The following is a 16473-nucleotide window of genomic DNA, read 5'->3' as shown; positions in this document are numbered from 1 at the left end:
TGGTCGACACTGACTTAAGTCGCATCCGGTCAGATATGGGTACCCGAACATGATATTCAAACCATTGATAAAGATCGTTGTGTCGCTCGGCCTTGTTGCCCTGCCCTCTCTGACCTTGGCCAATCAAAATCCCGTGTCCGGCCACGCTCTCTCCGTTGTCGGGTTCGGCGACAGCCTGATGTCCGGTTTCGAGCTTCCCGTACAGGATTCCTTCACCGCACAGCTGGAAAAGTCCTTGAAAGACAAGGGCGTCGAGATTTCGATCGCCAATGCCGGTGTCGCCGGAGATACCACGACCGGGGGCCTTGCACGCCTTGATTGGTCCGTCCCTGATGGCACCGATCTCGTCATCCTCGAGCTGGGTGCCAATGACGCATTGCGCGGCATCTCGCCGGAGATCAGCGAAAAGAACCTGGCCGAGATGATCGAGAAGCTGCAGAAGCGCAAAATTCAGGTGATACTCGCCGGAATGCTCGCCCCACCGAACATGGGCGGCGACTACGAAGAGAAATTCAACGCGATCTTCCCGGATCTCGCCAAGAAATACGATGTTCCGCTTTATCCGTTCTTCATGGAGGGTATTGCGACACAGGCCTCGCTGCTGCAGGCGGATGGAATGCACCCGACCACCCAAGGCGTTGCGGTCATGGTGAAGGGGTTCCTTCCCATCATGCAGAAGACCATCAAACAGCCAACGGTTACCTCGGACACATCCGACACCGAGCAGTGAGGCTTTCTCTGTAGAGCCCTTGGGCAAGACAGGCCCAGGGCCTATTTGATCATCCCGATGCCCTTAACCTCAAGGGCAAGCTATCCACATTGTTGTCATCTTCACACCACATCTTGCGTGTCTTATTTGTCGCGGCGCAAAAGAATGTGAAATTGTGCCTTGCTCTTGGACTCATTCAATGATTCCCTGAGGTTACAACTCGATTCGGGGAGGATGCCTTATGCCGCGTCTCTTTACTGCCCTCGAGATCCCGAGGGACGCCGCTCTCTCACTGTCGCTCCTGCGCGGTGGTTTGCCAGGTGCCCGATGGATCGATGTTGAAAACTATCACATCACGCTGCGCTTCATCGGTGATGTCGAAGGCCATGTGGCCGACGAGGTCGCCAACGCGCTTGATCGGATAAGGCGGCCGGAATTCACCCTGCAGCTTTCGGGCGTCAACGCATTCGGGTCCAAGAAACCCCACAGCGTATTTGCCGCCGTTTCGCCCTCCCCTGATATTCAGGCGTTGCATGCGGAAATCGAGCGTATTTGCCAGCGGTTGATGCTGCCGGCCGATCCGCGGAAATTCACGCCGCATGTCACGCTGGCGCGCTTGCGCAATGCCCGCAACGAAGAAGTGGCGCATTATCTCGCCTCGCGCGGCAACTTTTCCACCATGCCCTTCACCATCGGGCGCTTTGTCCTGATGTCATCACGCGATTCCGTCGGCGGCGGCCCTTACATCGTCGAGGAAGCATGGCCGCTGGAATCGGCACGCACCTATCAGAAGCGCTTCGAGAGGCCTTTGGAGGCCTTGAGGACCATCCGATAAACCCGCTCGAAATCGGCCTGGGTGCCGCAATAGGGATCGGGTATCTGACTGGCTTCGCCAAGTGCGATTTCACTGAAGAGCCCGGTCTCGGCGGTCGCATTGGCCGGTCGCCGGTCTTGGATGGCGGCGACGTTGGCGCGGTCCATGCCAAGGATCAGATCAAAACTCACGAAATCCTCCGCCTTGAGCTGCCGGCAACGCTGGTCTGAGATATCGATCCCGTGTTGCCTGGCCGCCAGGATGGAGCGCTCATCGGGCGCCTCGCCCGTGTGATAGCCATTGGTTCCGGCGGAATCGATATGGATGCCCCGGTCTTTTCCTTCTGCTGCAAGGACCGACCGGAACACACCTTCCGCCAGCGGCGACCGGCAGATATTGCCCAGACAGACAAAAAGGACAGAGCGAAGTGGATGGGTTTTCATGGGCCGTTGCACTATGGTTGGAAGCAAAGCAATGACCGTATATGAGGAAACACAGCATGGCGCGCAACCGGTTAAATCCCAGCGAACTCGACAAGGCATTGCAGGAACTGACCGGCTGGTCCAGGACCGGTGACCGCGAGGCAATCAACAAATCATTCAAATTCAAGGATTTCAACGCGGCATTCGGCTTTATGGCCCGTGTGGCCCTTATCGCCGAAAAGATGGACCATCATCCCGAATGGTTCAACGTCTACGATCGCGTTGACGTCACTCTTGCCACCCACGACGCCGATGGCATCACCGAACTTGATGTCACAATGGCCCGGGCGATGGACCGTTTCGCTGCCCTTTGACGATAATATCGACAAAACTCTTGCAGCAACAGGCGTGTCTTCCCATGTTGTCTCCTGAACAGACCTGAAGGAAGAGGAATGGACGACGTCAAGATTGGTGAAATTCTGCGGCCGGGCAGCACGTATGAACAGCGTGCCCGCGAAGAAACGGTGCGCGCCCGGTTCTGGAAAACTGCGCGCAAGGCCGCCAAGTCCATCCCCTTTCTCGACGAGGTGATTGCCGGGTATTACTGTGCCTTGGACCCTGCAACTCCGACATGGGTTCGCGGTACGCTTCTTGCTGCGCTTGCCTACTTTGTCATGCCGTTCGACATCATTCCCGATTTCATTGTGGGCCTTGGCTTTACCGACGACGCTGCGGTGCTGATGGCTGCACTGAATGCCATTCGCAACCATGTGACACCAGCGCATCGTGAGGCGGCAAAGAAAGCAATCGAGAACCTGGACAAGGACAACTAGGGTAGTGGGCGGTAAGTCTGGAGAATCCGGAACCGTTACCAGCCGTTTTTGCATCACATCCGCGTGATGGGATGAATTGTCAAAGTGTCGCCGCTTTTATTCCGCTGGAGTGCCACCGTGGGATTTTGCGCGGACAACGTGATCTTCTCGCTGACAAAATCGCTTTTTTGACCCCGTCTTCACCGTTTGGTAACCCAGATTAAGTCAAATTAAGAGAAAGCGAACTGGACAGTGGGGCCTGGCGGCTCTTGCCGGTTCGTCAGTTATGAAATGAACGATAAAAACTGGTAGGTAACATGTTTGGAAAATCAATCGCAGCGACCTCTGTGCTCATGCTTGGGCTGACAGGGACGGCTCTTGCCCAGACCCCAAGTCAGATCAGCCAGTTCAACGCATGGGGCGCCTATAGCTACCAGCAGGGCAAGGGCAAGGTTTGCTATGTCCTGTCCGTACCGGTCGACAAGCAGCCCGCAAAGATTGACCACGGCGACAACTTCTTCATGGTCAGCCAGAAGCCCGGCCAGAACGTCAGCTTCGAACCGCAATTCAAGGCTGGGTACGACCTTCAGGTCAATTCGAAAGTGACCGTCACCATCGATTCACGCAGCTTCTCCATGTTCACCAATGGCAGTCATGGCTGGATGGAAAACGCGGCGGAAGAGCCGCAGCTTGTGGCGGCGCTGCGCACCGGCCATACCATGTCCATCGCCGCGGTTTCCAAGCGCGGGACAAAGACCAGCTACACCTATTCGCTCAAGGGCGTATCGGCGGCGCTCAAAGCCATCGCCACCTGCAAGTAAACCGCCTGAATCTTCTTCTTTTGCAGAGGCCGGACAGCACGTGTCCGGCCTTTTTGCTTGTGGAGGTGACGGAACGGCCAGAACATGATATGAGCCGCGCTTCACTAGAGAACGTTAGAAAACCCAATGTCCGTTTTGCCTGAGACACAGTCCTTCGCCCGGGAGAAATCCCGTGATGCCATGCTTGCCGCCATGAATGGCAAGCCGACACTGATCGGCCTGTCCCGTGCCGAGATGGGCGAGGCTTTGGCCGAAATCGGCGTAGCCGAGCGTCAGGTCAAGATGCGCGTCGCCCAGCTCTGGCACTGGCTCTATGTCCGCGGTGTGTCGGATTTCGCCGATATGCTCAACATTTCCCGCGATATGCGCGAGCTCCTCGACCGGCATTTCACCATTGCCCGGCCAGAAATCGTCGAGGAACAGATTTCCACTGACGGCACGCGCAAATGGCTTTTTCGCTTTCCGCCGCGCGGTGCCGGCCGGCCGGTGGAGATCGAAACCGTTTATATTCCCGAGGAAGGCCGCGGCACGCTGTGCATTTCCAGCCAGGTCGGCTGCACGCTCACATGCTCCTTCTGCCATACGGGCACCCAGAAACTGGTGCGCAACCTGACGGCGGAAGAAATTCTCTCGCAGTTGCTGATTGCCCGTGACCGGCTCGGCGATTTTCCGGATCGCAACACACCGGACGGTGCCATTGTTCCCGCCGAAGGCCGCAAGGTCTCCAATATCGTCATGATGGGCATGGGCGAACCGCTCTACAATTTCGAGAACGTCAAGAAGGCACTGCTGATTGCGTCCGACGGTGACGGCCTGTCGCTGTCGAAGCGGCGTATCACGCTGTCGACATCGGGCGTCGTGCCGGAGATTTACCGCACCGGTGAGGAAATCGGCGTCATGCTTGCCATTTCCCTGCATGCGGTAAACGATGACCTGCGCGATATGCTGGTGCCGATCAACAAGAAATATCCGCTCAAGGAACTGTTGGATGCCTGCCGGGCCTATCCAAGCCTGTCCAACTCCAAGCGCATTACTTTCGAATATGTGATGCTCAGGGGTGTGAACGACTCGCTGGCTGATGCCAAGGAACTGGTGCGCATGCTGAAAGGCATTCCCGCCAAGATCAATCTCATTCCCTTCAACCCCTGGCCTGGCGTCAATTACCAGTGCTCGGAATGGGAGCAGATCGAGAAATTCGCTGACTACGTCAACAATGCCGGTTATGCTTCACCCATCCGCACCCCCCGAGGCCGCGATATTCTGGCGGCATGCGGTCAGCTGAAGTCGGAATCGGAACGAATGAAGAAGACAGAGCGTTTGGCATTTGAGGCTGCCATGATCGCCGGGCACGGTGAAGATTGAGCCAGATCGCCTTCTATATCTTCCGCTTTGCCCTGATCGTTTTCGGTTTCGTTTGCGCGACCTTCGCCGCATCGTTGTTTCTCAACCTTCTCTGGCTCGGCAGCACGGAAGCCATCGGAAGCGAAGGCCCATTCCTGTATTCCACGGTTCCGATCTTTGCCACGATGATTGGCTACAGCGTCTTCATTCCCGCCTGTATCCTCATCTTGTTTGCAGAACTGACCGCATGGCGGGACTTGTTGTTCTACGCCCTTGGCGGTGCAGCGACCGCCGTTGTCATCATCGTCTGGAAGTGGCGGCCACAGACCGAAGACATCGACACATTCGCGGCCATCCTCGCCACCGGCGTTGTCGGGGGCTTTGTCTATTGGCTTGTTTCCGGGCGAAGCGCCGGGCTGGTGATGCCCCCGCGCTCCGGTGGCCCCACCGCATAGAGGCGCCTACTTCGCCTGAGCCATCAGGATTTTTGTCGCAAAGGCCGAAAACACCCCGGCAAACAGCCAATCGGTCACCCGCGTAACCGTCGGGTTCTTCTTGAGAAGACCGGCAAACCGGTCAGCTGCAAGAATCATCGGCGTTACCACCGGCAAAGACAACGGGATGAACAGCAGGCCAAGGAAGAAAAGCTTGCCCGGCGCATGCGGATCGCTTGCCGACACGAACTGCGGCAGAAACGTCATGAAGAACAGGATGATCTTGGGGTTGAGCAGATTGATGCCGATCCCCGTCAGCCAATTCTGGAACAATGTGTGCGACTGGCCGCTCTTCTTCTCTGGAGAAAAGGCTGATCCCTTGCGGATAGCCTGAAAGGCGAGCCACACGAGATAACCCGCACCAACGACTTTCAGCGCAAGGAATGCGGATGGCGATGCGATAATCAACGCGGAAAGGCCGAGTGCGACCATTGTTGTATGCACCACAATTCCGCAATTGGCACCGGACAGACACGCAAACCCGGCCACTTTTCCCTCGGAAAGAGCCCGCCCCACGAAAAGCGTCATATCGGGACCCGGAGTGATCGAAAGAACAAAGGTTGCAATCGCGAACTGCAGGATAATCGGCCATTCGGGAATGAAGGTCATGGGAGGCTCCGTCGAAAAACTGGGGGAAGCTAACGCGGAACCGTCCTTTTGGCCACCCGATTCTGAGGGGTCTAGCGATTTCCCCGATCCGCCGCGGCATCAGCCAGATTCGCTGCGCGCATTTCTGCTGTCATGCGCTGCACGAGACCGCGAAATTGCGCGAGGGCCGGTGCCGGATGCGTCTGCCGCATGGCCAGAAGCAACGGGGCTATCAGTTTGGAACTGCCCGCAACCGCCCGGTAGGCGATATCGTCGCCGCCAAGGCGCCGCATCGATGCAGGCACGAGGGAAATACCGAATCCTGCAGCCACCAGGCTCAGCGTTGCGGTCAAGCGCGGTGCCTCCTGCGCGACAGCCGGGCTGAACCCCGCCTCCCGGCATGCGGTCAGAATGGTGTCATAGAGGCCTGGCCCTGCGGTGCGGCGATAGAGAATGAAGGGTTCGGTGGCCAATTCTGTCAGCAGCAGCCGCGAGGCAGTATCCCGCGCCAGCCTATGCCCCATCGGCAGCGCGACGAGCATCGGTTCCTCCAGCACGGCATCGATCCGCAGGCCCGGCGTGCGTCCTACGGGAGAGCGAATGAAGGCTGCGTCGAGCCGTTCATGCATGAGCGCATCCACCAACTCAGCCGTGCCGGCTTCTTCCAGCACGACGGAAAGTTTCGGCAGGCTTTCATGAAAAGCCCGCAACGCTTTCGGCACGAAAGGATGCAGGGCAGCAGAGCTGGTGAAGCCGATGGCCAGACGGCCCTGTTCGCCGCGTGCCGCCCGGTGAACCATATCGGCAACACCATTGGCGCGCTCCAGAATGATCTTGGCTTCATCAAGCAGCACTTTTCCGGCCTCGGTGGGACGAACGCCGCGCGGCATGCGGTGCATCAGGATTACACCCAGTTCCGCCTCCAGCCCCTGCAGGAGCCGCGTCAGCGGCGGTTGCTGTATACCCAACCGCTCGGCAGCCCGCGTCACATGGCCTTCCTCTGCCAAGACAACAAAAGCGCGAAGACGCCGCAGATCAATCATCACCATACCTTGAAAGTATTGAAATTGTAAAAAGCATGCATTGGAAATCATAAGGCAGAAAGCCTATTCTGCCAATGCACTGCTTTGGGGCCAAGCGATGCGCCATGACTTGCCCCTATCGTCCCGCCTATCCGGCGGGCAACAAAAAGGAAACCCGTTGTGAGCTGGTCAGCCGAACAATATGTGAAATTTGAAGATGAGCGGACACGTCCAGTCCGCGATCTCCTGGCGGCGGTACCCGGCGTATACGCCCGATCCGTGATTGATATCGGTTGCGGTCCCGGCAATTCCACGGAAGTCCTCATTGCCCGTTTTCCCAGGGCAGTTGCAACGGGAATGGACAGCTCCGAGGATATGGTCAAAGCAGCCCGCAAACGGCTTCCTGAAATCCGCTTCGACGTCGCTGATATCGCACGATGGGATGCACAGGGACCCTATGATGTCATTCTTGCCAATGCGGTGCTGCAATGGCTTCCGGACCACGCCACCCTGTTGCCAGCCCTTGTCAGCAAACTGGCCGTGGACGGCAGCCTCGCAATCCAGATTCCGAACAATCTGGATGAACCCACACACCGTCTGATGCGGGAAATAGCCGCTGACGGCCCATGGGCGGCCAAACTGGCGAAATCAGCGGGGCAAAGGTCGCCGCGGCAGAGCGCGGAGTGGTATTACCGAATCCTGCGGCCGATAGCGTCCAGGGTTGATATCTGGCAAACCACTTACCACCACCCGCTTGCCGGAGGAGCTGCAGCCGTGGTCGAATGGTTTAAAGGAACGGGCCTGCGGCCATATCTGGACCCGCTCAATGAAACCGAACGGGCGTCCTATCTCAAACGGTATACGGACGCGGTTGCGGAAGCTTATCCGGCGCTGCCTGACGGCACGGTTTTGCTGCCTTTCCCGCGGCTTTTCATGGTAGCTACCCGCTAAGGCGGCATTCACGCCCTATCTGAGGCACGGATTTTCCATACCCATGGCGGCCCAATGGCCGCTATTTGCATTTAAGACATCAAAATACTGACATTGCGCGGCCTTAATTAAATACTTTTCTGCAGTCACTGGAAAAATATGCTCTGTAATGACACTGCAATCATCGCAAGCCAGAACAGGCAAGTTTTTCAGCCTTTGAGAGCCGCATGGTCTATTACCGAACAACATCTGCTTCATGCGGTAAAGCGCTCTATGGCTTCGGCGTTTGGAGCCAGCCAGCCCTTGCGATCAGCCTTATCCTCGTGTGGGCGGCCCTGGCCATCCTGTTTAACCGCGCGCCTGAGATCGACAAGGCCGTTTCGTCGTTTTTCTTCCTGAGCTCTGACTGCATCGCCACTGCGACCGCAAAAATTTGCGGGGATTTTCCTGCCGCATCGGTGCCGCTTTTCAAGACACTGCGGCGTGTCTTCTATGCCCTGCCCATCGTGGCCGCTTCCGTGGTCGTCACCATCGCGCTGCGCGATGTTGCCTCCGGTCTCCGCTGGAATCACGAGCGCATTCGCATATCAATCGTATCGCTTCTTACGCTGGCCATCGGCCCCGGTCTGTTGGTCAACGCGTTCATGAAGGAATTCATCGGACGTCCGCGGCCCGCGAACACATGGCTTTTCGGCGGGGAGCAGCCCTTCGTGGCGGCGGCTGAATGGTCGCACGTCTGCCAGCACAATTGCTCCTTTATTTCCGGGGAAGCTGCCGGGATAGCTTGGCTTGTCTGCCTTTTGCCCTTGTGGCCCCATCAGACAAGGAAAAAGCTCATGTGGCCCATCGCTGCTATCATCATAACCACCGATTTCCTTCGCGTTGCTTTTGGCCGGCACTATCTCTCCGACGTCGTCCTTGGGTCTCTTTCAACCGTGATTGTTTTCTGCGTGCTGACCACGATTTGCGAGTCGTGGACGGGGCATTGGCGTGGCACATCCAAACAGAGAATCAAGTAACCGCTGAAACCGCATAGTACGTCCCCTGTTGAAGACATAAATTTTTATTGGCGCTACTGTTCGTTCGGGTTATTAAAACTGAGGGGACAACAACAAGCGCGACAATCAGACGATGCTTCAGAAGAATCCAAGCCTGAGCATTTCGGACGACGCGGTGGATTCAGCTGCAAGCCGGCGCTTTGTTCTCATGTTGGCCTTGGCCCTGATCGTGAGCCTTCTCCCGCTTGCCAGCAACCTCATCACGCATTTTCCCGACGAACGCCATTACTCCAATGGTGCTGTCATCATGCTGCACACGGGCGATTACCTGACACCGCATACGGCGGAGGGCGATGTCCGGCTGAAAAAGCCGCCCCTCACATACTGGATGAGCGCAGCCGGCATGAAAATCTTCGGGATCTCCGTGCTCGGATCGCGCTTCCTGTGGCTGATAGCCGGGGCGGCCACGCTGCTGATCACGTTCTGCCTGGCCCGCACTATCACGCGCAATGACCGAACGGCATTGCTTGCAGCTTCGCTTCTGGCAACGAATGCCGTCTTCCTGCGCGCCTGTGTCAACGCCATTCCTGACATGCCCCTGACCATGTTCATGCTCATCGGCATGCTCGGCTTTGTCGGCCTTCTCTTCCGTGATGACCATCACCACGTCTACGGCATTCTTGCCTATGCCGGTACGGGATTGGCTATTCTGGCCAAGGGCCTCCTTCCCGTGGCAATGCTCGGCTATATCCTGCTCTACTGCATGACGGTGCCGGCGCTACGCCGGCGCAGCCAGCGCCTGTGGCAGCCCCTGACAATCGCCGTGTGCCTCGGCATCGTCGGCATCTGGTTCATCTATCAGTCTCTGCACACACCAAGCATGCTTTCGGCCGATTTCGTTGCCGACCAGATTTCAGACAAGATCAATGTCAATCCGGATATCATCGCCATGGGATTGATCCACAGCTTCGCCGGCCTCATCGGTCCGACATTTGTCTGGCTGGGGTTGCTTTTCTATGGCGCGCGGAAAGCGGGACTGAGACTGGAGAGGGATTCACTCAACGGCATAGCCCCCTTCTTCCTCGGCTGGATCATTGCCGTTTCGATTATTTTTTCCCTCAATAGCCTTCCCTCTCACCGTTACGTCATTCCCGTTATACCGCTGCTTTGCGTGCTTCTCGCCTGCGGGTTTCAGGAAGTGACAGATTCCCGCTTCGAAAAATTGGTTCGGCGGGTATTGCGCATCATCATCCTGTTTGCAGCCATCCCTATCGCCGGCGTATTCTTGGTCGGGATACAATTGTTGTCGCCACTATATGTGGCAGGATTGGCAGCCGGGATCGCAGGCGTCATGACGACGCTGTGGGTCGTTAACGCCGGCCTGAAAATGCATGGTCTGGCAGCCTCCGCCGCCGTGCTTGCCATGGTCAGCACATTAGCCGTTACCCCCGTTGCAAAGGCTCTGCTTGTACCGGACATCGGCAAGCCTCTCGCGGCCAGGATCAACACATTGCATCTCCAGGAGAACCAAGTCCTCTTCGTCGGACCCGTGCTGGACGCTGCGAAAATCCGGCTTCACGCCAATTTTGATGCACAATTCAGGCAAAGGACCGTGTTTCCGCCTGCAGAGATTGATCCCGGCGTGAAAGTCGTTCTTTCGACCGACAAGCACATTGCAGATGCATTGGCACAACGAGGTTTTGCCGTGGAAGAGGTTACAGCCGGCTGGCGGCGCATTCACATACAGGATTTCCTTTCCGCGCTGAAAACGGGCACGTTGCAGGAGGCCCGCGAGCGATATGGTGAGCACGGTTACGTGGCTATCCGCAGCTGATTTCCCCGTACAGGTCCGCTGCAGCCAAAGCCGATCTTGCCAACATCCCCTCACCTGATAAAAGAACCTCCATCTTCACCAAACGACAGCGAGACTGCACAGCGGTCAGGGAAACAGAATGAACAAGTGGAAAGACGTCAAGAAAGTCGTGCTGGCCTATTCCGGCGGTCTCGATACATCGATTATCCTCAAATGGTTGCAAACGGAACTGGGTGCGGAAGTCGTTACCTTCACTGCCGATCTCGGCCAGGGCGAAGAGCTGGAACCAGCGCGCAAGAAAGCCGAAATGCTCGGCATCAAGGAAATCTATATCGAAGATGTGCGTGAAGAATTCGTGCGCGACTTCGTGTTCCCGATGTTCCGTGCCAATGCCGTCTATGAAGGCGTCTATTTGCTCGGCACGTCCATTGCACGGCCGCTGATTTCGAAGCATCTCGTTGAGATTGCCGCCCGCACCGGAGCCGATGCCATCGCTCATGGGGCGACCGGCAAGGGCAATGACCAGGTTCGTTTCGAGCTCTCCGCCTATGCGCTGAATCCTGATATCAAGGTTATCGCCCCGTGGCGCGACTGGACATTCAAGTCACGCACCGATCTTTTGGAATTTGCCCGCGAACATCAGATTCCGATCGCCAAGGACAAGCTCGGCGAAGCCCCCTTCTCCGTCGATGCAAACCTGCTGCACTCCTCATCCGAAGGCAAGGTTCTGGAAGATCCGTGGCAGGAAGCGCCGGAATACGTGCATCAGCGCACGATTTCACCGATGGAAGCGCCCGACAAGGTCACGGAAATCGAAATTGCCTTCGAGAAGGGCGACGCCGTCGCTATCGATGGCAAACCGCTTTCTCCGGCAACATTGCTGAAGACACTCAACGATCTCGGCCGCGACAACGGTATCGGTCGCCTTGATCTGGTCGAGAACCGTTTCGTTGGCATGAAATCACGCGGCGTTTACGAAACCCCCGGCGGCACGATCCTTCTCGCTGCCCATCGCGCCATGGAGTCGATCACACTGGATCGCGGTGCGGCGCACCTCAAGGATGAGTTCATGCCACGCTATGCGGAGCTGATCTATAATGGCTTCTGGTATTCGCCGGAACGCGAAATGCTGCAGGCCATGATTGACAAGAGCCAGGAAGATGTGGAGGGCGTCGTGCGCCTGAAGCTGTACAAGGGCAATGTCATGATATCCGGCCGCAAGTCGAAGAAGTCACTTTATTCCGATGCGCTCGTGACTTTCGAGGATGATCGCGGCGCCTATGATCAGAAGGACGCGGCGGGCTTTATCCGCCTCAACGCCCTGCGCCTGCGCACGCTGGCTGCCCGTAAGCGCAACAGCTGATCCGGCAAATATCGACTGAGAACGGGGCGCAAGCCCCGTTTTTTTGTTGGCTGACCGTTTGATATACTTTCGTGCCGCGCTTTCTGTACCTGCCGACTTGTGATCCCCCAGTTGCGAGCTTAGATGTTAAAGTCAGAGTTCATCAGCCATGACGGAGCCTTCCCATGTCCTCACAGAAACCAGCCATCAATCCCGCACTGACGGACTGGACCGGACCGCTCGGACTTCCCGACTTTACTGCCTTCACCGACGACGATTTTGCCCCGGCCTTCGATGCGGCACTTGCGGCCGATCTTGCCGATGTTGACGCGATCATCAACCATCACGAGGCACCGACCATCGACAATACGCTGAAGGCCTTGCAGCTATCCGGCGAAGGTCTCAACCGCGTCTCTTCCATTTTCTGGATGCGGGCCGGGGCCAATACCAACGACACCATACAGGCGTTGGAGCGCGTCATCGCGCCCAAGATGTCCCGTCACTATTCGTCCATCATGATGAACCCGCAGCTGTTTGCCCGTATTGACTCGCTCTACGAACAACGCGATTTCCTCGGCCTTGACGCCGAAACGGATCGCGTTCTTGAGAAGACATGGAAGGGCTTCGTACGCAGCGGCGCGCGGCTGGATGAGCAAGGCAAAGCACGTCTTGCAGACATCAATGAGAAGCTTGCGGGATTTGGCGCACAGTTTGGTCAGAATGTCCTGAAGGATGAAGCCGACTGGGCGCTTTTCATCACCGATGAAGCGCAAATGAAAGGCCTGCCGGACTTCGTGCGTGCTGCCATGCGCGGTGCTGCCGAGGAACGGGATCGGCCGGACGCCTGGGCGGTTACCCTTTCGCGTTCGATCATTGAACCTTTCCTGTCCTTCTCTGAAGACCGCGGCCTGCGGGAAAAGGCATTTCGTGCCTGGGCCGCGCGCGGCGAGAACGGCGGAGCAAGCGACAACCGTGCAATTGTTGCCGAGATGGTGGCGCTGCGTGCAGAAAAGGCCAAGCTGCTCGGTTATCACAGTTTTGCCGCCTACAAACTTGACGACACCATGGCCAAGACACCGAAGGCCGTTATGGACCTGCTCGAACCGGTGTGGGACAAGGCGCGCAACCGCGCTGCCGAAGAAGAGATTGATCTGGAACGCCTGATCGCCGCCGAGGGGAGCAACCACAAGGTTGCTCCATGGGATTGGCGGTTCTACGCAGAGAAACTGCGCAATGAGCGCTTTGCATTCGACGAGGCGGAACTGAAACCATACCTGCAGCTGGAAAAGATCATCGAAGCTTGTTTCGACGTGGCAACCCGACTCTTTGGCATCCGCTTTGAAGAGAAGACCGGCATTGCGACCTGGCATCCCGATGTGCGGGTGTGGGAGGTCCAGAATCCGGATGGCAGCCGCCGCGGTGTTTTTCTGGGCGATTATTTCAACCGCCAATCCAAGCGTTCCGGCGCCTGGATGAGCGCATTGCAATCGCAGCACAAGCTCGACGACGGCCAGACGCCGATCATCTACAACGTCATGAATTTCGCCAAACCGCCGAAGGGTGAGCCCGCGCTTCTTTCGTTGGATGGTGCACGCACCCTCTTCCACGAGTTCGGCCATGCTTTGCACGGCCTATTGTCCGACGTGACGTGGCCGGCCGTGTCGGGCACATCGGTTTCGCGCGACTTTGTCGAACTGCCTTCGCAGCTCTACGAACATTGGCTGACGGTACCCGCAGTTCTGGAAAAATATGCGGTCCACTACCGCACTGGCGAGGCGATGCCCAAAGCGCTCCTCGACAAGGTGCTGGCTGCCAACACCTTCAATGCCGGGTTCAACACGGTAGAATTCACCTCGTCAGCACTGGTCGACATGGCTTTCCATGCGGACGGCACACCGCCAACCGACCCGATCCAGTTCGAGGCTGACACGCTGAAAAGTCTGTCCATGCCCGACGCGATCATCATGCGTCATCGCACGCCGCACTTTACGCACGTCTTCTCCGGCGACGGCTATTCCGCCGGGTATTATTCCTACATGTGGTCGGAAGTGCTGGATGCCGATGCGTTCAAGGCATTCGAGGAAACCGGCGACGTGTTCAATACCGACCTCGCCAAGAAGCTCAAGCAATATATCTATTCGGCTGGCGGTAGCCGCGACCCGGAAGAGCTCTACAAGGCTTTCCGCGGCAAGATGCCAACACCCGATGCGATGATCGAGAAGCGCGGTCTTGCCTGATCCAAGTAAAAGCCCGCCGCGCTGAAAACACGGCGGGTTTTTCATGTCAGCGGATCATGCCTTGGCGAAAGCCAACAGATCCTTGTTAAGCTGATCCTTGTGGGTGGTTGCAAGACCATGCGGAGCGCCCGGATAAATCGTAAGCTTCGAGCCCTTGACCAGTGTCGTGGCGATTTTGGCCGAGTCATCGATCGGCACAATCTGATCATCGTCGCCGTGGACGAACAGGGTCGGAACGTCGAACTTCTTCAGATCTTCGGTGAAATCAGTCTCCGAAAATGCCTTGATGCAATCGAGTTCGTTCTTCAAACCACCCTGCATACCCTGAGCCCAGAAGGCATCGCGTACACCCTGCGAGACCTTGGCGCCGGGACGATTGGCTCCGTAAAACGGCGCTGTCAGATCCTTGAAGAACTGCGAGCGGTCCGCAGTCACACCGGCGCGAATGCCATCGAACACTTCCATTGGCAGACCCCCGGGATTGGCGGCGGTCTTCAGCATCAACGGCGGAACGGCCCCAACCAGTACGGCCTTGGCAACACGCTTGGTGCCGTGGCGGCCGATATAGCGCGCGACTTCACCACCGCCCGTGGAATGACCGACCATGATGGCGTCCTTCAGATCAAGCTTCTCGAAGAGCTCAGCCAGATCATCCGCATAAGTGTCCATGTCATTGCCGTTCCAAGGCTGACTGGAACGGCCGTGGCCGCGCCGGTCATGGGCAATGGCGCGGTAGCCATTGGAGGCGAGGAAGACCATCTGGTCTTCCCAGGCATCGGCATTGAGCGGCCAGCCATGACTGAATACGACGGGCTGTCCCTTGCCCCAGTCCTTGAAATAAATCTCGGTTCCATCCTTGGTGATAAACGTGCTCATGGTCTTGTGCCCTTTCGCGGCTTCCTTGGATTTGGTTTTGCTGATCTTGTCTGCTGCGTCTGCGTCGCCGACCTTGAGGCTGACAGCCGCGACGAGAGCCGCCGTCGCTGTCAGGAAGGAACGGCGTGATGTCAGTCCGGTCTTGCTCATGGTCTTCATTCCTCTGCCAACGCCTGCGGCGTCTTAATTGATCGAGATACGGACCTTCAGATTGCTGCGGGTGGCTTCGGAATAGGGACAAACGATATGGGCACCATCAACGATCTCACGGGCGGTGGCTGCCTCGATCCCCGGCAGCGATACGGCCAGAGCCACATCAAGGCCAAAACCCTTGCCATCGTCGCGCGGACCGATACCCACGGTTGCCGTGACCGATGTGTCATCGGCGAGCTTGACCTTCTTCTGCGCGGCAACAAACTTCATTGCGCCGATAAAGCAGGCGGAATAGCCCGCAGCAAAGAGCTGCTCCGGATTGGTGCCTTCGGCGCCGTTACCGCCCAGTTCCTTCGGTGTCGATAGCGTCACCTTCAGGCGGCCATCTTCACTCGATGCAGTGCCGTCACGTCCGCCCGTTGCTGTCGCTTTGGTTGTGTAGAGAATGCTCATCGTAGGCTCCTTTGGTTGAGTTGGGTTGTTCGATGCATATTAAGTTGCACACAATTAAATTGTACGCAATATGAAATTATGCATAAGTTATGAAAAATTAAATGATGCGCAATTTAATTGCTTTGTGTATTGTAAGCGGGAATACAAATGGAGTGATGACGATGGAGAAGACAGGTTTAAACGATCAGGAATCCCTCCTTAGCCTGGAGAACTTCCTGTGCTTTGCCATCTATTCCACGGCCAATGCGGTGACGCGGGCCTATCAGCCCCGCCTCGCGGCGCTGGGCCTGACTTATCCGCAATATCTTGTCATGGTTGTCCTCTGGGAAGAGGAAAACCAGACCGTCAAGGCAATCGGCGAGAAGCTCAGCCTGGACTCGGGCACGCTCACGCCGTTGCTTAAGCGCCTGGAAACGGCTGGTCTGATCACACGCCGCCGTGACACGGTGGACGAAAGACAGGTCTTGATTGGCTTGACCGCAGACGGGCGTGCAATGCGCGCACGCGCTGAGGCAGTACCTGTCGCCATGGGCAAGGCTTTCGGCTGCACCATGGACGAAGCAAAGTCCCTGCGATCGGAACTGATCGTCATGCGGGACAATCTGATTGAAAGCATTGAAGAGGTGAAGTAGCCGCCCGGCTATTGTC

General features: G+C 57.2%; 18 protein-coding genes. 13 read left to right on the top strand and 5 right to left on the bottom strand.

The window, feature by feature from the left end; translation table 11 throughout:
- Positions 1-49 precede the first annotated feature (49 nt).
- Positions 50-730 (top strand): arylesterase, encoded by a 681-nt coding sequence (locus RDL77_RS04350; RefSeq protein ID WP_288191924.1) that lies wholly within the window; start codon positions 50-52, stop codon positions 728-730.
- Positions 731-950: 220 nt separating this feature from the next.
- Positions 951-1544, top strand: a complete 594-nt coding sequence (gene thpR / locus RDL77_RS04345; RefSeq protein WP_105734179.1) for an RNA 2',3'-cyclic phosphodiesterase — start codon at positions 951-953, stop codon at positions 1542-1544.
- Here the strand turns inward: thpR and RDL77_RS04340 are convergent.
- On the bottom strand, positions 1496-1966 hold the full coding sequence (locus RDL77_RS04340; RefSeq protein WP_288191923.1) for a low molecular weight protein-tyrosine-phosphatase: 471 nt from the start codon (positions 1964-1966) through the stop codon (positions 1496-1498). The genes thpR and RDL77_RS04340 overlap by 49 nt on opposite strands.
- A 56-nt stretch (positions 1967-2022) precedes the next feature.
- Between RDL77_RS04340 and RDL77_RS04335 the strand changes: the two genes are divergently transcribed.
- The 5 genes from RDL77_RS04335 (at position 2023) to RDL77_RS04315 (ending at position 5374) form a co-directional block, all read left to right on the top strand.
- The gene (locus RDL77_RS04335) at positions 2023-2319 is read left to right on the top strand and encodes a 4a-hydroxytetrahydrobiopterin dehydratase (RefSeq protein ID WP_223613915.1); all 297 of its coding nucleotides are present in this window, start codon (positions 2023-2025) and stop codon (positions 2317-2319) included.
- 78 nt (positions 2320-2397) lie between these two features.
- A complete protein-coding gene (locus tag RDL77_RS04330; protein ID WP_288191922.1) occupies positions 2398-2778 on the top strand; it encodes a YkvA family protein in 381 nt (126 codons plus the stop codon).
- A gap of 296 nt (positions 2779-3074) precedes the next feature.
- A complete protein-coding gene (locus RDL77_RS04325) occupies positions 3075-3578 on the top strand; it encodes an invasion associated locus B family protein (protein WP_223613917.1) in 504 nt (167 codons plus the stop codon).
- 180 nt (positions 3579-3758) lie between these two features.
- Positions 3759-4940, top strand: a complete 1182-nt coding sequence (rlmN, locus tag RDL77_RS04320) for a 23S rRNA (adenine(2503)-C(2))-methyltransferase RlmN (protein WP_223614135.1) — start codon at positions 3759-3761, stop codon at positions 4938-4940.
- Entirely contained in the window at positions 4937-5374 is a 438-nt protein-coding gene (locus RDL77_RS04315) for a hypothetical protein (protein WP_223613918.1), read from the top strand. Before rlmN ends, RDL77_RS04315 begins: the two co-directional genes overlap by 4 nt.
- A gap of 6 nt (positions 5375-5380) precedes the next feature.
- Here RDL77_RS04315 and RDL77_RS04310 read toward each other — a convergent pair whose 3' ends face one another.
- Positions 5381-6022 carry a LysE family translocator gene (locus tag RDL77_RS04310; protein ID WP_288191920.1) on the bottom strand — a complete coding sequence of 214 codons (642 nt, stop codon included), beginning with the start codon at positions 6020-6022 and terminating at the stop codon, positions 5381-5383.
- 71 nt (positions 6023-6093) lie between these two features.
- Positions 6094-7044, bottom strand: a complete 951-nt coding sequence (locus RDL77_RS04305) for a LysR family transcriptional regulator (protein WP_288191918.1) — start codon at positions 7042-7044, stop codon at positions 6094-6096.
- Positions 7045-7173: 129 nt separating this feature from the next.
- Between RDL77_RS04305 and tam the strand changes: the two genes are divergently transcribed.
- The 5 genes from tam to RDL77_RS04280 all read left to right on the top strand — a co-directional run bounded on the left by tam (position 7174) and on the right by RDL77_RS04280 (position 14343).
- Positions 7174-7974: a trans-aconitate 2-methyltransferase gene (gene tam, locus RDL77_RS04300; protein ID WP_288191953.1), complete on the top strand. Its 801-nt coding sequence runs from the start codon at positions 7174-7176 to the stop codon at positions 7972-7974.
- Between the two features lie 206 nt (positions 7975-8180).
- Positions 8181-8972: a phosphatase PAP2 family protein gene (locus RDL77_RS04295; protein WP_223613922.1), complete on the top strand. Its 792-nt coding sequence runs from the start codon at positions 8181-8183 to the stop codon at positions 8970-8972.
- Positions 8973-9084: 112 nt separating this feature from the next.
- Positions 9085-10785 carry a glycosyltransferase family 39 protein gene (locus RDL77_RS04290; RefSeq protein WP_288191917.1) on the top strand — a complete coding sequence of 567 codons (1701 nt, stop codon included), beginning with the start codon at positions 9085-9087 and terminating at the stop codon, positions 10783-10785.
- Between the two features lie 118 nt (positions 10786-10903).
- Positions 10904-12127 carry an argininosuccinate synthase gene (locus tag RDL77_RS04285; RefSeq protein WP_288191916.1) on the top strand — a complete coding sequence of 408 codons (1224 nt, stop codon included), beginning with the start codon at positions 10904-10906 and terminating at the stop codon, positions 12125-12127.
- A gap of 164 nt (positions 12128-12291) precedes the next feature.
- A complete protein-coding gene (locus RDL77_RS04280) occupies positions 12292-14343 on the top strand; it encodes a M3 family metallopeptidase (protein ID WP_288191915.1) in 2052 nt (683 codons plus the stop codon).
- Between the two features lie 54 nt (positions 14344-14397).
- Here RDL77_RS04280 and RDL77_RS04275 read toward each other — a convergent pair whose 3' ends face one another.
- Positions 14398-15378 carry an alpha/beta fold hydrolase gene (locus RDL77_RS04275; RefSeq protein ID WP_374042657.1) on the bottom strand — a complete coding sequence of 327 codons (981 nt, stop codon included), beginning with the start codon at positions 15376-15378 and terminating at the stop codon, positions 14398-14400.
- A gap of 24 nt (positions 15379-15402) precedes the next feature.
- A complete protein-coding gene (locus RDL77_RS04270; protein ID WP_288191914.1) occupies positions 15403-15825 on the bottom strand; it encodes an organic hydroperoxide resistance protein in 423 nt (140 codons plus the stop codon).
- A 161-nt stretch (positions 15826-15986) separates the two neighbouring features.
- Here RDL77_RS04270 and RDL77_RS04265 point away from each other — a divergent pair, with 161 nt between their 5' ends.
- Positions 15987-16457 carry a MarR family winged helix-turn-helix transcriptional regulator gene (locus RDL77_RS04265; RefSeq protein WP_374042660.1) on the top strand — a complete coding sequence of 157 codons (471 nt, stop codon included), beginning with the start codon at positions 15987-15989 and terminating at the stop codon, positions 16455-16457.
- Positions 16458-16473: the final 16 nt, after the last annotated feature.

The organism is uncultured Phyllobacterium sp. (assembly GCF_902479695.1).
Taxonomy (GTDB): Bacteria; Pseudomonadota; Alphaproteobacteria; order Rhizobiales; family Rhizobiaceae; genus Phyllobacterium; species Phyllobacterium calauticae.
Note: the sequence above shows the minus strand (reverse complement) of the source record. Positions and strands in the feature narration are given on the sequence as shown.

Coding starts and splice junctions, on each gene's coding strand:
- RDL77_RS04325 (WP_223613917.1), top strand. CDS start 3,075: ATGTTTGGAAAATCAATCGCAGCGACCTCTGTGCTCATGCTTGGGCTG.
- RDL77_RS04350 (WP_288191924.1), top strand. CDS start 50: ATGATATTCAAACCATTGATAAAGATCGTTGTGTCGCTCGGCCTTGTT.
- rlmN (WP_223614135.1), top strand. CDS start 3,759: ATGCTTGCCGCCATGAATGGCAAGCCGACACTGATCGGCCTGTCCCGT.
- RDL77_RS04265 (WP_374042660.1), top strand. CDS start 15,987: ATGGAGAAGACAGGTTTAAACGATCAGGAATCCCTCCTTAGCCTGGAG.
- RDL77_RS04310 (WP_288191920.1), bottom strand. CDS start 6,022: ATGACCTTCATTCCCGAATGGCCGATTATCCTGCAGTTCGCGATTGCA.
- RDL77_RS04280 (WP_288191915.1), top strand. CDS start 12,292: ATGTCCTCACAGAAACCAGCCATCAATCCCGCACTGACGGACTGGACC.
- RDL77_RS04305 (WP_288191918.1), bottom strand. CDS start 7,044: ATGATTGATCTGCGGCGTCTTCGCGCTTTTGTTGTCTTGGCAGAGGAA.
- RDL77_RS04340 (WP_288191923.1), bottom strand. CDS start 1,966: ATGAAAACCCATCCACTTCGCTCTGTCCTTTTTGTCTGTCTGGGCAAT.
- RDL77_RS04330 (WP_288191922.1), top strand. CDS start 2,398: ATGGACGACGTCAAGATTGGTGAAATTCTGCGGCCGGGCAGCACGTAT.
- RDL77_RS04275 (WP_374042657.1), bottom strand. CDS start 15,378: ATGAAGACCATGAGCAAGACCGGACTGACATCACGCCGTTCCTTCCTG.
- RDL77_RS04295 (WP_223613922.1), top strand. CDS start 8,181: ATGGTCTATTACCGAACAACATCTGCTTCATGCGGTAAAGCGCTCTAT.
- thpR (WP_105734179.1), top strand. CDS start 951: ATGCCGCGTCTCTTTACTGCCCTCGAGATCCCGAGGGACGCCGCTCTC.
- RDL77_RS04270 (WP_288191914.1), bottom strand. CDS start 15,825: ATGAGCATTCTCTACACAACCAAAGCGACAGCAACGGGCGGACGTGAC.
- RDL77_RS04335 (WP_223613915.1), top strand. CDS start 2,023: ATGGCGCGCAACCGGTTAAATCCCAGCGAACTCGACAAGGCATTGCAG.
- RDL77_RS04285 (WP_288191916.1), top strand. CDS start 10,904: ATGAACAAGTGGAAAGACGTCAAGAAAGTCGTGCTGGCCTATTCCGGC.
- RDL77_RS04290 (WP_288191917.1), top strand. CDS start 9,085: ATGCTTCAGAAGAATCCAAGCCTGAGCATTTCGGACGACGCGGTGGAT.